Origin of the sequence: Streptomyces sp. NPDC051133, from assembly GCF_040682635.1 — a bacterium.
Classification (GTDB): Bacteria; Actinomycetota; Actinomycetes; order Streptomycetales; family Streptomycetaceae; genus Streptomyces.
Map to the genome: position 1 here is coordinate 1 of NZ_JBFBBK010000063.1, position 13,312 is coordinate 13,312.

Here is a 13,312-nt window from a genome sequence, read left to right on the forward strand (position 1 = left end):
GAGGGCGAACCGGCTTTCCCTGCCCTGCTCCGCAGGAGCTTCGTTTCCTCCCCCGGCTGAAGCCGGGGGTATCCACGAAGGAATCCCGATGAACGGTTCCCCGGCGAGCGTCGTCGAGGCGGCGTTCCGCCACTACCGGTCGCAGGACCGCGAGGCGGCCCTCCCGCTCTACGCCGACGACTTCACCTTCACCAGCCCCCAGGACGACCACATCGGCAAGGAGGCGTTCTTCGCGCGCTGCTTCCCCACCGCCGACCGGTTCACCGATCAGCGGATCCTGCATCTCGTCGCCGCCGACGAGGAGGTCGTGTTCGTCCAGTACGAGTACGGGCTGAGCGGCGGCGACCGGTACCGCAACGTCGAGGCGATCACCGTGCGGGACGGGCTCATCCGGGAGGTGCGGGTCTTCTTCGGCGGTACGGTGTGAGGCACGTCCGATACGTCGCCGCCCGCCCCGAGCACCGTCGTGCCGGACATCGTAGTGCCGGACACCGTAGTGCCGGTGCCCGGGACAGCGCCCCTTGCGGACACTGCCCGCCCCGGACACTGCCCGCGTCGGCCACTGCCCGCGCCGGGCACGCCCACCCGGCCCGATGCCGCTCGGGCCGCGAGTCGCCTCCTTACGTCGCCTCACCTGCGGCGGCCCGCAGCCGGATCCGGGGTGCGCACACCTCGGTGCCGGGCGGCGCCCACGGCTGGTCCTCGGCCGTCACGACCCGCAGCGTCAGCCAAGCCTCGCCGCCGTCCTGCGGCAGCTCCAGCGGCAGCGGTACGGCTGCGGTCTCGCCGGACCGCAGATCGGGCAGTTCGGCGTGGGCGGTCAGGGTGCGGCCGTCGGCCAGCGACAGCTCCCACATGCCCGTCAGCCCGCCCAGGCCCTGCCGGCGTCGGTGATTGGTGACGACGATGCCCTCGTGCCGGTAGCAGCGGATGCGCACCGGAGCCGCGTGTTCCCGCTGCGCGTACCGTGTCGGCGCCGGGGCACGACCCGGCGGGAAGGCCGCCCCGTCCGTGCCGAACGCCCCGTGGTGCGCCGGCTCGACGAAGGCGCCGCCGCACGCCCGGCGATGGCCGGAAGGGGCCAGACCGGAGGGAGCAAGTCCAGAGGGGCCAAGTCCGGCGAGGTCAAGTCCGGCCAGGTCAAGTCCGGAGCGGCCCGGTCCGGAGGGGAGCGGTCCGGAGGGGAGCGGTCCGGAGGGGAGCGGGTGTACCTGGGCGCCCGCTGCACGGGCGGCCCGGTGGGCCGCCGGCGCGGCGACACCGCCTGTATGCAGTCCTGCGCCGACTGCGCCGACTGCGCCGACTGCGCCCACTGCGCCCACGTGTCCGCCCGGTCTTCCGTCGCTCACGGGGTGCAGGATCGCGTGGTCCCGCAACTCCCGGATGAAGCGTCCTTGAAGACCCGGCGGGGACTCGATGACCACCGCGCACCAGGCCGAGATCTTCGTGAGGGGGCGCGTCGGACCGGTCGGCCGTCCGCGGACCCGAAGGCGTCCTCCCATGCTGCCGTGCCGTGCCGTGTCGCCCCCGCGATCATGGCAGGCTTGACCGGCACCTCGACCGGGCCCGTGGCCGCGGGACCTGGACGTGGCACCTCGGCCGCGGTCCGCGGTCCGCGGTCCCGGGGACGGGAACCGGGCCGGGCCTGGACGTGGTGGTGGCGCACGCACCGGTGACTTCGGCCGTGCGGTCCGCGCCGCCGTCGCGGGGCCCGGGGCCGAGGTGCTGGGCGACAGAGGACTCGGGAAGGGCGCAGAGGTGAAGCTGACGATTCTGGGTGGCGGCGGGTTCCGGGTGCCGCTTGTATACGGTGCACTGCTGAACGACCGCGCCGAGGGGCGGGTGACGGAAGTCGTTCTGCAGGATCTCGACGACCGTCGACTGTATGCGGTGACCCGTGTACTGGCGGAACAGGCAGCCGGAGTCCCGGACGCCCCCACCGTCACCGCCACCACCGACCTCGACGAGGCGCTGCACGGCGCCGACTTCGTCTTCTCCACGATCCGCGTCGGCGGCCTCGCGGGCCGCGCGGACGACGAACGGGTGGCCCTCGAGCAGGGCGTGCTCGGCCAGGAGACCGTCGGCGCCGGCGGGATCGCCTACGGTCTGCGGACCGTCCCGGTCGCCGTCGACATCGCCCGGCGTGTGGCCCGCCTCGCCCCGGACGCCTGGGTCATCAACTTCACCAACCCGGCCGGCCTGGTCACCGAGGCCATGTCCCGCCACCTCGGCGACCGCGTCATCGGCATCTGCGACTCGCCCGTCGGCCTGGGCCGCCGTATCGCCCGCGTCCTCGGCGCCGACCCCGGCGAGGCCTTCGTCGACTACGTCGGCCTCAACCACCTGGGCTGGGTGCGCGGTCTGCGTGTCGCCGGGCGCGACGAACTCCCGCGCCTGCTCGCCGACCCCGCGCTGCTCGGCTCCTTCGAGGAGGGCAGGCTCTTCGGCACCGACTGGCTGCAGTCCCTGGGTGCGATCCCCAACGAGTACCTGCACTACTACTACTTCAACCGGGAAGCCGTACGCGCCTACCAGGAGGCGGAGAAGACGCGGGGTGCGTTCCTGCGCGAGCAGCAGGCCCGGTTCTACGAGGAGGCCTGCCGTACGGGTGTTCGCGCCCTGGACGTCTGGGACCGCACCCGCGCCGAGCGTGAGGCCACCTACATGGCCGAGAACCGGGAGACGGCGGGCGCCGGTGAACGGGAGGCGGACGACCTCTCGGGCGGCTACGAGAAGGTGGCGCTCGCGCTGATGCGGGCCATCGCCCGGGACGAGCGGACCACGCTGATCCTGAACGTGCGCAACCGGGGCACCCTCGCGGCGCTCGACGCCGACGCCGTCGTCGAGGTGCCCTGCCTGGTCGACGCGAACGGCGCCCACCCGTTCGCGGTCGATCCGCTGCCCGGGCACGCGAGCGGGCTGGTCGGCGCGGTCAAGGCGGTGGAACGCGAGGTGCTGTCGGCCGCCGGTTCCGGGTCCCGCGCGACCGCGGTGAAGGCCTTCGCGCTGCACCCGCTGGTCGATTCCGTGAACGTGGCCCGCAGGCTCGTCGAGAGCTACACCTCCGTCCACCCGGGCCTCGCCTACCTCACGTAAGGGGGAGGCCGGAGAGACCGGGACGCCGCAGGACCTGCGAGCGGCCGACCGGATCGGACAGGACCGCTGAATCCTGCCCGGTGACGTCCGGGAGGCGGCGCGGGACGGCGTCTAGAGCGGCAGCGCCTGAGCCGTACCGGCCGTCTCCGCCCTGCCCTGAGGTGCGGGAACCGCCGGCAGCAGCACCGCGCCGGCCACCCGCTGCTGCGGCAGCGACGCGGTGAGCAGCGGACGCGGCCCCGCCACCACCGTGTAGTCCTGCCCCAGGAACGGCGGCTCGATCACTCCCGGGTCCTCACCCAGCGCCAGCTGCACGGCCGCCCACGGCGCGTTCACCCCGCAGAGGGACAGCTGATGCAGTCCCCCGGCGGGCCGCGTGTTGACGTCGAGGAGCACCGGGCGGTCGCCGAGCATCCGGAACTGGATGTTGGACAGGTGGTGCAGCCCGAACCCCTCCGCGATCAGCCGGGCCGGCGCCAGCCACCGCTCGTCCAGGGTGAATCCCCGGCGGCGGCCGTTCTTGGTGCGGCCGACCGCGAGCCGTACCCGGTTGTCCGGGCCGGTCAGGCAGTCCACGGACACCTCGGGCTGCTCCAGGCGCGGCATCACCAGCCAGTTCACCGGCTCCTCGGCCTCCCGCAGCGCCTCGACGACCATGTCGAGCTGGACGTACGGGCTGGGGAAGCCCGCGAGGCCGGCCAGCGAGAAGGGGGAACGGGTGATCATCCGGAACCCGGCGCCGCCCGCGCCGACCGCCGGCTTGAAGCAGGCCCGGTGCCCGGCTGCCTCCAACTCCTCGACAGCGGCGAGGAGTTCGTCGGCCGTACGCACCCGCCACCACGGTGGCACGGGCACGCCGACCGAGCGGACCGCCTCATACGCGGTCGCCTTGTCCTCGAAGACGGCCACCGCCTGCGGCGTCGGCGCCAGCAGCGCCGTACCGGCCGCCGCGAACTCTGCGCGGTGCGCCACGATCGCCGCCTGGTGCAGCCGGGGCACGAACACGTCGATGCCGCGCCGGGCGCACTGGTCGAGGGCGTACTCGGCGTAGGCGGCCGGGGACAGCCCCTCCGGCTCCGGTTCCGCGGTGTCGGCGGCGGCCAGCACGGGGGAGTCGGGGTCGCCGTGCGTGGCATGGATCTCCACCGCGCGGTCGCTGGGGTTTCTGCGCAGCTGATCCATGAAGAACACGTTCTCCGCGTACGTGCGGTTGAGCCAGACGCGTACGCGAGAGAGCATGCAGGCCGCCTTTCGGGCATTTTCGGGCACGGCGCAGCGGCCCGGGCCCGGGCAGGAGGGAGGAAGGGACACCGAACGGCCCTGTGGGAAGGGAGGTGAGGGCGTTGGCGTTGGGGCGATCATACGGCTTTCAAAGGCCCGTGCGTGCAACGCGGATGTTACGGATCCGCGGGTGCGGGAGACGGGCGCTCCGGGGTGCCGGCATGCGGCCGGGAGGTGTCTTGTCCGGGGTCCGTGAATGTGTTCTCGTGGTGCGGACGGGTGGTGATCGAGAGGGGTGCGGGGTGGATGCGACGGCCGGGGCCGGACAGCTGCTGGCCATCAGCGATCTGCACATCGGCTACCGGGAGAACCGGGAGCTCGTCGAGAGCCTGTACCCCGACGGCGAGGACGACTGGCTGATCGTGGCCGGTGACGTCGCGGAGACCGTCGCCGACATCCGCTGGACCCTCGCCACGCTCGCCGATCGTTTCCACACCGTGCTGTGGGCGCCCGGCAACCACGACCTGTGGACCCACCCGAGCGACAGCGTCACCCTGCGCGGCGTCGCCCGCTACGAGCATCTGGTCGGTGTCTGCCGCGAGTTGGGTGTGATCACCCCCGAGGACCCCTATCCCGTGTGGCACGGCCCCGGCGGCCCGGTCGTCGTCGCCCCGCTGTTCCTCCTGTACGACTACTCGTTCCTGCCGGCCGGCTGCGCCACCAAGGCCGAGGGCCTGGCCTACGCCGAGCGCACGGGCATCGTCTGCACCGACGAGTACCTGCTGCACCCCGATCCCTACCCGACCCGTGAGGACTGGTGCCGGGCCCGGGTCGCCGAGACCGAGCGCAGGCTCGCCGCGCTGCCCGCCGGCCTGCCGACCGTGCTGGCCGCGCACTACCCGCTGGACCGCCATCCCACCGAGGTCCTGTGGCACCCGGAGTTCGCCATGTGGTGCGGCACCGAGCTGACCGCCGACTGGCACCGCCGGTTCCGCGTCGCGACGATGGTCTACGGACATCTGCACATCCCCCGCACCACCTGGCGCGACGGAGTCCGCTTCACCGAGGTCTCCGTGGGATATCCCCGTGAGTGGCGAAAGCGCCCGGAACCCCCGGGAAGGCCGCGCCGCATTCTGCCGATGGAGGTCGAAGCCGGTGATCGAGGAGCTGCTCCCGGAGTCGGTCGTGGCCGTGGAGGCACACCGTGACGACCCGCTGTGGGACGCCCCGCTCCACCCGCGGGAGGAGGCGCTCGTCGCGCGCGCGGTGCCCAAGCGGCGCCGCGAGTTCGCCGCCGTACGCGGCTGCGCCCGGCGCGCCATGGAGAAGCTCGGCGTGCCCGCGCAGCCCGTGGTCAACGGCGAGCGGGGCGCGCCCTGCTGGCCGGCCGGCCTGGTCGGCAGCATGACCCACTGCGACGACTACTGCGCCGCCGCGCTGGTGCGCGCCACCGACCTGGTCTCCCTCGGCATCGACGCGGAACCGCACGGACCGCTGCCGGCGGGCGTCGCCCCGTCCGTGAGCCTGCCCGCCGAGGCCGAGCGGCTGGCCCGGCTCGGCGCGGAGCGGCCCGCCGTGCACTGGGACCGGATCCTGTTCAGCGCCAAGGAGTCCGTCTACAAGGCGTGGTTCCCGCTCACCCGGAAGTGGCTGGATTTCAGCGAGGCCGACATCACCCTGCTGCCCGGCCCGGGCGAGGAGCGGCGCGGCACCCTGAGCGCCGAACTCCTCGTCCCGGGGCCGGTGGTCGGCGGCCGCCGCTTGCGGACCTTCTCCGGCCGCTGGGCCGTACGCGACGGGCTGGTGACCACCGCCGTCGTCGTACCTCACCCCTGACCCGGCGGCGTCCCGGCCCGGCCGCTCAGGCGGGCGGGCACCAGTCGCGCAGCAGTTGGAAGAACTCCTCCTCGTTGCCCGCGAGTCCCGCCCGTGCCAGGGCCTGCTCCGCCTCGGCGAGCACGGCGGGTGGGACCATGGCGGGCCGGGCCGCGTCCGGTGGCCCGTCGAAGGCGGCACGCACCGTGTGCAGCAGCCGAAGGTAGGCCTGTACGGCGGTGCGCTCACGGTCGGTCAGTACGGCGGTGGGCATCGGTCGGCTCTCCCCGAGTAGGCAACGCGGTCACACGCCCTGCGGCGCACCTCCCAGCTTGCCGCCCACCACTGACAACGCCCCTGCGACCCGCACCGCTCAACCCGCTCGGCGGAGGCGGAATGCCGGGGGAGAGGCTGGAGAAGGCCGTGTCGAGCGGGGGTGGGGGGCCGGGGCGCAGGTGGGCCGTGGAGGTACCTCTGTCTCTCAGGTGTGCCCCCAGATGGGGGCGTCCCCCGGGGCACACCCGTGTCCGGGCAGAAGGTGCGGCAGGGTGGCGGCCCTGTGGTGGCGGCCCCGTGGTGTCAGCCCTGTGGCCCGAGGTAGCCGAGGGACGCCTCGATGCGGCCGGCCACGCCGTCGCGCTGGACCGGACCACGCAGGGCCGAGCCGGCCAGCCAGGTGCGGCACTTGCTGGCCAGGAGCAGGCCGAACGTCTCGGCCTGCCGTTCCTCGGCGAGGTCGAAGCGGGTCCGGGCCGCGACCCGGTGCACCGTCTCCTGCAACGCGGCGCGGTCGGTGTCGTCGTGCAGCAGCCGGGTGGCGACCCCCACCCCGTCCACGTGGTGCCCGGAGTGGTCGGCCTGCATGTGCCACAGTTCGTGACCGAGGATCACCAACTGGTGGTCGGGAGCGGTGCGTTCCTCCACGACGACGAGGTCGCGGTCGGCCAGGTCCAGCCACAGCCCGCTCGCGGTGCCGGCCGGGAAGGCGGCCGTACGGAACTGCACCGGCCGTCCGCGGCGCCGGCTCATCGCCTCGCACAGCGTGCCGTACAGCTCGCGCGGCGGTGCCGGGGCGGGCAGGGTCAGCCCGCCCACCAGCTCGTTGCACAGCCGGCGCATGTCCCTGCCGATGCCCACGGTCCTCCCCACGCTCACGACTCGGGCCGCTTGACGCTTTCCAGGAGCATGTCGAGCCACTCCGCGACCTTGTCCCGGTGCTGGTCGGTGGGCAACTGCGCGGCCCGCCAGGCGATGCCGCGCACGCCGTGGTCCTGCAGCAGCCGCTCCAGCGGATCCTCGACGGTCTCGGCCGCGGCCCGTTCCCGGTCGGCGAGCCGCTGCAGCAGCTCCTGCTCGGTGCGCTGCAGCGCGCCCGCGAGCGCCTCGGGGTCCTCCGCGGTGAGGAAGCCGGCGTGCACCCGGAAGAAGCGCTGCAGTGCGTCGCAGTGCTCCATGGTGGGCCGCCGGTCGCCGTTGATCAGGGCGCCGGCCTGCTGCCGGGACATGCCCGCGCCGTCGGCTATCTCCTGCTGGGTGTACTTGCGGCCGTTGGGCTTCAGCCGGGTGCGGCGCAGCAGGTCCAGGCGCTGCAGGAAGCGTGCCTGGACGTCCGGCTCGCCGGCCGGCCGCCCGCTCAGCAGTGCCTTGACCACCGGTTCGGGGACACCGCAGGCGACGGAGAGCCGCCCGGTGTCGACCACCTCGGCCTGTGGCACGCCGAGCCGGTCGGCGAGCGCGGTGACGCGGGCGACGACGGCCGGCAGCTGGGCGGTCGCCGTGGCGCCCGGATCCTCGTAGCCATCCGTCACCGACAGAACTCCTACGTCTCTTCGAGGGCAACAGGTGTGTCTGTGCGTCTCACCGGCGATCGCCGTGAACTTCCCGGAGAGTAGCGGGTGTCTCGAACTCCCATCCAGGTCTCGCCACAACTGTGGCGAATTTCAGCCGTCAACCGGCATGAAATGCCACGATAGTTGACATCGGTCGGCTCGGGACAGCAGGATCGCATCGCCGCGTGAAGGCGGCAGAGGCAAGAGGGGTGACCTCCCGATGGCACATCAGGCAGGAGGGCGGCGGCCGGTACCGCGGCCCGTCCCCGAGACCTGCGCGACCCAGGCCTACCTGCAGGACTACGCCGCGCTGCTGGAGTCCCTGCCCCTGCCGTCCCTGGTCGTGGACCACCGCTGGAACGTGGTCATGGCCAACGGCGCCTTCGGAACGCTCTTCCGTGGCATGCGGCCGCACCCGTCGGCCATGCCCGGCGAGAACTTCCTGAGGTTCGTCCTGTTCCACCCGGACGCCGCCGAGATCCTCGGCGAGCACGAGGCGGGCTGGTGCCTGCCGATGCTGGCGCAGCTCGGGGCGGCCCTGGAGGCGTACGGCCACGATCCCGAACTCCAGGCGGTCCGCCGGGACGTCACCCAGGACCCGCTCATGGAGGCCGCCTTCCGGCAGGGCCTGCCGCACTGGATCCGGGCCGTCGGCGAGGCCGCGACCCGGCTGGACGGCGCCGTCCGGCTGCTGCGCCACCCCGACCCGCGCCGGGGCCCGACCGAGTGCCGGATCGTGGACGAGACACCGCAGACCCTGCGGGAGCTCGGCTACCGGCGCCTGACGATGGTGCTGCGCGACGCCCGCCGCTCCGGCGCGCCCGCCCGCCGCGCGCGCCGCCCGCGCGCCACGAGCGCGCACCTCTCGGTCGTCCCGGCCCCCGAGGACTGACCCGGCACCGCCGGCGTTCAGGTCACCGGCGGCGCCGGGTCGGAACGGCCCACCCCTCTCCGCACACTCGACGGGTGCGTCGCGCGCTCCTTACGCAAGCGACTTGCATTACTTGCGCTACGCTTGCGCTCATGACGCGACGACTTGCGGAAGTGGCGAAGAAGGTCGGGGTCAGCGAGGCCACGGTCAGCCGGGTGCTCAACGGCAAACCCGGGGTCTCCGACGCCACCCGGCAGGCGGTGCTGACGGCGCTCGACGTCCTCGGCTACGAGCGCCCCACCCAGCTGCGCGGAGAGCGCGCCCGGCTCGTCGGGCTGGTCCTGCCCGAGCTGCAGAACCCCATCTTCCCGGCGTTCGCCGAGGTCATCGGCGGCGCACTCGCCCAGCTGGGGCTCACCCCGGTGCTGTGCACGCAGACCAAGGGCGGCGTCTCGGAGGCGGACTACGTCGTACTGCTGCTGCAGCAGCAGGTCTCCGGTGTCGTCTTCGCCGGCGGCCTGTACGCCCAGGCCGACGCGCCGCACGACCACTACCGGCTGCTCGCCGAGCGCAACATCCCGGTCGTGCTGGTCAACGCGGCCATCGAGCACCTCGGTTTCCCGGGCGTGTCCTGCGACGACGCGGTCGCCGTCGAGCAGGCCTGGCGGCATCTGGCCTCGCTCGGTCACGAGCGGATCGGGCTGGTCCTCGGCCCCGGCGACCACCTGCCCTCGGCCCGCAAACTGGCCGCCGCCCGGGCGGTCGCCGGCGACCTGCCCGAGGAGTTCGTCGCGCGCGCGATCTTCTCCATCGAGGGCGGGCACGCCGCCGCGTCCCGGCTGATCGACCGCGGTGTCACGGGCATCATCTGCGCCTCCGACCCCCTCGCCCTCGGCGCGGTCCGCGCCGCCCGCCGCAAGGGGTACGACGTCCCCGGCCGCATCTCCGTCGTCGGCTACGACGACTCCGCCCTCATGAACTGCACCGAGCCCCCGCTGACCACCGTCCGCCAGCCCATCGAGGCGATGGGGCGCGCGGCCGTCGAACTGCTGAACGTGCAGATCGGCGGCGCCGCCGTCCCCGCCGAGGAGCTGCTGTTCGAGCCCGAACTGGTGGTGCGCGGATCCACCGCGCAAGCTCCGCGGGACTGACGTCGCCAAGATCCATCCGACTGTCGAATAATTTCAGATTTCACGCGACATCTTGCGCAGCGATGTCGTCGGTGCTTGAGTGTGCGGCGCCCACCGCTCCTGCCCTAAGTGCCATGAGGGGTCCACCGATGAGACACACCGGGTTCCGCCGCACCGTCGCCGCGATCGGCGTCTGTTCCTCGCTCGCCCTCGCCGCCACCGCCTGCGGGTCGGGCGACGACGGCTCGGCGGGCGGGAAGACCCGCATCACCGTCAACTGCGAACCGCCCAAGAGCGCCAGGACCGACCGGGCGTTCTTCGACGAGGACGTCGCCGCCTTCGAGAGGCAGAACCCGGACATCGACGTCGTCGCGCACGACGCCTTCCCCTGCCAGGACCCGAAGACCTTCGACGCCAAACTCGCCGGCGGCCAGATGGAGGACGTCTTCTACACGTACTTCACCGACGCCCGGCACGTCGTGGACATCCACCAGGCGGCCGACCTCACGCCGTACCTGAAGGAGCTGAAGTCCTACGACACCCTCCAGAAGCAGCTACGGGACATCTACACCGTCGACGGGAAGGTCTACGGCATACCGCGTACCGGATACAGCATGGGGTTGATCTACAACCGCAAGCTGTTCCGGAAGGCCGGCCTCGACCCCGACAAGCCCCCCACCACCTGGGACGAGGTCCGCGCCGACGCCAGGAAGATCGCCGAGCTCGGCGGCGGCACCGTCGGCTACGCCGACTACAGCGCCCAGAACCAGGGCGGCTGGCACTACACCGCCGAGCTCTACTCACAGGGCGGCGACGTCGTCGGCCCCGACGGCAAGAAGGCCACCATCGACACCCCGGAGGGCCACGCCGTCCTGCAGAACCTGCACGACATGCGGTGGACCGACGACTCCATGGGCAGCAAGCAGCTGCTCGTCATCAACGACGCGCAGCAGATGATGGGTTCGGGCAAGCTCGGCATGTACCTCGCCGCCCCCGACAACATCCCGATCCTGGTCAAGGAGAAGGGCGCGGACTACGACGACATCGCCATCGGCCCGATGCCCGGCGGCAAGGGCACCCTCATCGGCGGCGACGGCTACATGTTCAACCAGCACGACACGCCCGCCCAGATCCGCGCCGGCCTGAAATGGCTGGACCACATGTTCCTCACCCCCGGAGCGGGCTTCCTCGGCGACTACGCCCGCGCCAAGAAGAACGACGCCCCCGTCGGCCTGCCCGAGCCGCGCCTGTTCACCGGCGCCGCCGACGCCAAGGACCAGCAGGCCAAGAAGGCCAACGCCAACGTCCCGGTGGAGAACTACCAGCCCTTCCTCGACGGCAACCAGCGGCTGCGGATGAAGATCGAGCCGCCGGACGCCCAGCAGATCTACTCCGTCCTCGACGGCACCGTCTCCGCGGTCCTCACCAAGAAGGACGCCGACATCGACCAGCTCCTCAAGGACGCGTCCGGCAAGATCGACAGCATCCTGGCCCGGAGCTGACCGCCGTGACGAAGACGGCCGAACGGCGGCCCGAGGCGACGGCCGCCGTCCACCCGGTCCCGGCGCCGCCCCCGGCAGGGGACCGCAGGCGGCGCCGCCTCGCCGACCAGGCCCGCGCCTACGGCTTCCTCCTCGGCGGCCTGATCTGCTTCGCCCTGTTCTCCTGGTACCCGGCGATCCGCGCGGTCGTCATCGCCTTCCAGAAGTACACGCCCGGTTCCCGGCCCCAGTGGGCCGGCACCGCCAACTTCACCCGCGTCCTGCACGACCCGGAGTTCACGGCGGCCTGGCGCAACACCCTCACCTTCACCCTGCTGGCCCTGCTCATCGGCTTCGCCGTCCCGTTCCTCCTGGCCCTCGTCCTGAACGAACTCCGCCACGCCAAGGCCTTCTTCCGGGTCGTGGTCTACCTGCCGGTGATGATCCCGCCCGTCGTCAGCGCCCTGCTGTGGAAGTGGTTCTACGACCCCGGGGCCGGCCTCGCCAACGAGACGCTGCGCTTCCTGCACCTGCCGACCTCGAACTGGTCCAACGGCACCGACACCGCCCTCGTCTCCCTGGTCGTCGTGGCCACCTGGGCCAACCTGGGCGGGACCGTCCTCATCTACCTCGCCGTCCTGCAGTCCATCCCGGGCGAGCTGTACGAGGCCGCCGAACTGGACGGCGCGAACCTGCTCCAGCGCATCCGGCACGTCACCGTCCCGCAGACCCGGTTCGTGATCCTGATGCTGATGCTCCTTCAGATCATCGCCACCATGCAGGTGTTCACCGAACCGTTCGTCATCACCGGCGGCGGCCCGGAGAACGCCACGGTCACCGTGCTCTACCTCATCTACAAGTACGCCTTCCTCTACAACGACTTCGGCGGCGCCTGCGCCCTCAGCGTCATGCTCCTCGTGCTGCTCGGCGCGTTCTCCGCCGTCTACCTGCGGCTCACCCGCACCGAGGGGGACGCCGCATGAGCAGCGCCACCCGGACCCTGATCTCCCCGGCCACCCTCGCCCGCCCGCGCGGCAGAGCGGTCTACTGGACCGTCTTCGGTGCGGTGACCGTCCTCTTCGCGCTCGCCTTCCTCTTCCCGGTCTACTGGATGGTGACCGGCGCGATGAAGTCCCCGGACGAGGTGGCCCGGACCCCGCCCACCCTGATTCCGCACCACTGGCACCTCGCCGGCTACACCGACGCCTGGGACCTGCTGCAGCTGCCCCGGCACCTGTGGAACACGCTGGTGCAGGCCGCGGGGGCCTGGGCGTTCCAGCTGGTGTTCTGCACGGCCGCCGCCTACGCCCTGTCCAAGCTGAGGCCGGCCTTCGGCACGGTGATCCTCGGCGGCATCCTCGCCACGCTGATGGTCCCGGCCCAGGCCCTGGTCGTACCGAAGTACCTGACGGCCGCCGACCTGCCGCTGATCCACACCAGCCTGCTCAACGACCCCCTCGGCATCTGGCTGCCGGCCGTCGCCAACGCCTTCAACCTCTACCTGCTCAAACGGTTCTTCGACCAGCTGCCCCGCGACGTGCTGGAGGCCGCCGAGATCGACGGCGCCGGAAGGCTGCGCACCCTGTGGTCGGTCGTGCTGCCCATGTCCCGGCCGGTGCTGGGCGTGGTGTCGATCTTCGCGCTGGTCGCCGTCTGGCAGGACTTCCTGTGGCCGCTGATGGTCTTCTCCGACACCGACGAGCAGCCGATCAGCGTGGCCCTCGTCCAGCTGTCGCAGAACATCCAGCTCACCGTGCTCATCGCCGCGATGGTGATCGCCAGCATCCCGATGGTGGCGCTGTTCCTCGTCTTCCAGCGGCACATCATCGCCGGGATCAGCGCGGGCAGCACCAAGGGCTGACGCCACCG

13 protein-coding genes and 2 pseudogenes are annotated in these 13,312 nt (G+C 72.2%); 9 read left to right on the top strand and 6 right to left on the bottom strand.

The genetic code is table 11. The features are described from left to right. Window positions 1-88 precede the first annotated feature (88 nt). Window positions 89-427, top strand: coding sequence for a nuclear transport factor 2 family protein (locus AB0N17_RS39220; RefSeq protein ID WP_366016452.1), 339 nt, complete (start codon window positions 89-91; stop codon window positions 425-427). Between the two features lie 211 nt (window positions 428-638). Here the strand turns inward: AB0N17_RS39220 and AB0N17_RS39225 are convergent. Together AB0N17_RS39225 and AB0N17_RS39230 are read right to left on the bottom strand one after the other, a co-directional pair. After that, window positions 639-1,106 (bottom strand): annotated as a pseudogene (locus AB0N17_RS39225) (DUF4981 domain-containing protein); the annotation flags it as partial. 123 nt (window positions 1,107-1,229) lie between these two features. After that, window positions 1,230-1,418 (bottom strand): annotated as a pseudogene (locus tag AB0N17_RS39230) (hypothetical protein); the annotation flags it as partial. Window positions 1,419-1,758: 340 nt separating this feature from the next. On the opposite strand from AB0N17_RS39230, the gene AB0N17_RS39235 reads away from it, so the two are divergent. Beyond that, complete coding sequence (locus tag AB0N17_RS39235) at window positions 1,759-3,096, top strand: 6-phospho-beta-glucosidase (protein WP_366016453.1); 1,338 nt, start codon at window positions 1,759-1,761, stop codon at window positions 3,094-3,096. 111 nt (window positions 3,097-3,207) lie between these two features. Here the strand turns inward: AB0N17_RS39235 and AB0N17_RS39240 are convergent, their stop codons facing one another. After that, on the bottom strand, window positions 3,208-4,335 hold the full coding sequence (locus AB0N17_RS39240) for an ATP-grasp domain-containing protein (protein WP_366016454.1): 1,128 nt from the start codon (window positions 4,333-4,335) through the stop codon (window positions 3,208-3,210). Between the two features lie 284 nt (window positions 4,336-4,619). Here AB0N17_RS39240 and AB0N17_RS39245 point away from each other — a divergent pair, with 284 nt between their 5' ends. After that, on the top strand, window positions 4,620-5,525 hold the full coding sequence (locus AB0N17_RS39245) for a metallophosphoesterase (RefSeq protein ID WP_366016455.1): 906 nt from the start codon (window positions 4,620-4,622) through the stop codon (window positions 5,523-5,525). Then, window positions 5,473-6,153, top strand: coding sequence for a 4'-phosphopantetheinyl transferase superfamily protein (locus tag AB0N17_RS39250; protein WP_366016456.1), 681 nt, complete (start codon window positions 5,473-5,475; stop codon window positions 6,151-6,153). The genes AB0N17_RS39245 and AB0N17_RS39250 overlap by 53 nt, the downstream gene beginning before the upstream one ends. Before the next feature lie 25 nt (window positions 6,154-6,178). On the opposite strand, the gene AB0N17_RS39255 is transcribed toward AB0N17_RS39250, so the two are convergent. The 3 genes from AB0N17_RS39255 to AB0N17_RS39265 form a co-directional block, all read right to left on the bottom strand. Further along, window positions 6,179-6,406: a hypothetical protein gene (locus tag AB0N17_RS39255; protein WP_366016457.1), complete on the bottom strand. Its 228-nt coding sequence runs from the start codon at window positions 6,404-6,406 to the stop codon at window positions 6,179-6,181. Between the two features lie 305 nt (window positions 6,407-6,711). Beyond that, window positions 6,712-7,269 carry a toxin-antitoxin system, toxin component gene (locus tag AB0N17_RS39260; RefSeq protein ID WP_366016458.1) on the bottom strand — a complete coding sequence of 186 codons (558 nt, stop codon included), beginning with the start codon at window positions 7,267-7,269 and terminating at the stop codon, window positions 6,712-6,714. Window positions 7,270-7,283: 14 nt separating this feature from the next. Beyond that, entirely contained in the window at window positions 7,284-7,940 is a 657-nt protein-coding gene (locus AB0N17_RS39265; RefSeq protein WP_366016459.1) for a helix-turn-helix transcriptional regulator, read from the bottom strand. A 241-nt stretch (window positions 7,941-8,181) separates the two neighbouring features. Here AB0N17_RS39265 and AB0N17_RS39270 point away from each other — a divergent pair, with 241 nt between their 5' ends. From AB0N17_RS39270 to AB0N17_RS39290, 5 genes are all read left to right on the top strand, one after another. Continuing rightward, complete coding sequence (locus AB0N17_RS39270; RefSeq protein WP_366016460.1) at window positions 8,182-8,853, top strand: hypothetical protein; 672 nt, start codon at window positions 8,182-8,184, stop codon at window positions 8,851-8,853. 131 nt (window positions 8,854-8,984) lie between these two features. Beyond that, window positions 8,985-9,983 carry a LacI family DNA-binding transcriptional regulator gene (locus AB0N17_RS39275; RefSeq protein WP_366016461.1) on the top strand — a complete coding sequence of 333 codons (999 nt, stop codon included), beginning with the start codon at window positions 8,985-8,987 and terminating at the stop codon, window positions 9,981-9,983. A 128-nt stretch (window positions 9,984-10,111) separates the two neighbouring features. After that, window positions 10,112-11,464: a sugar ABC transporter substrate-binding protein gene (locus tag AB0N17_RS39280; RefSeq protein ID WP_366016462.1), complete on the top strand. Its 1,353-nt coding sequence runs from the start codon at window positions 10,112-10,114 to the stop codon at window positions 11,462-11,464. Between the two features lie 5 nt (window positions 11,465-11,469). Further along, window positions 11,470-12,426 (top strand): sugar ABC transporter permease, encoded by a 957-nt coding sequence (locus tag AB0N17_RS39285; RefSeq protein WP_366016463.1) that lies wholly within the window; start codon window positions 11,470-11,472, stop codon window positions 12,424-12,426. Further along, complete coding sequence (locus AB0N17_RS39290) at window positions 12,423-13,304, top strand: carbohydrate ABC transporter permease (protein WP_366016464.1); 882 nt, start codon at window positions 12,423-12,425, stop codon at window positions 13,302-13,304. Before AB0N17_RS39285 ends, AB0N17_RS39290 begins: the two co-directional genes overlap by 4 nt. Window positions 13,305-13,312: the final 8 nt, after the last annotated feature.

Bases quoted from the DNA above. Each gene is read 5' to 3' on its own strand.
- AB0N17_RS39220 (WP_366016452.1), top strand. From the start codon at position 89: ATGAACGGTTCCCCGGCGAGCGTCGTCGAGGCGGCGTTCCGCCACTAC.
- AB0N17_RS39240 (WP_366016454.1), bottom strand. From the start codon at position 4,335: ATGCTCTCTCGCGTACGCGTCTGGCTCAACCGCACGTACGCGGAGAAC.
- AB0N17_RS39255 (WP_366016457.1), bottom strand. From the start codon at position 6,406: ATGCCCACCGCCGTACTGACCGACCGTGAGCGCACCGCCGTACAGGCC.
- AB0N17_RS39270 (WP_366016460.1), top strand. From the start codon at position 8,182: ATGGCACATCAGGCAGGAGGGCGGCGGCCGGTACCGCGGCCCGTCCCC.
- AB0N17_RS39275 (WP_366016461.1), top strand. From the start codon at position 8,985: ATGACGCGACGACTTGCGGAAGTGGCGAAGAAGGTCGGGGTCAGCGAG.
- AB0N17_RS39280 (WP_366016462.1), top strand. From the start codon at position 10,112: ATGAGACACACCGGGTTCCGCCGCACCGTCGCCGCGATCGGCGTCTGT.
- AB0N17_RS39290 (WP_366016464.1), top strand. From the start codon at position 12,423: ATGAGCAGCGCCACCCGGACCCTGATCTCCCCGGCCACCCTCGCCCGC.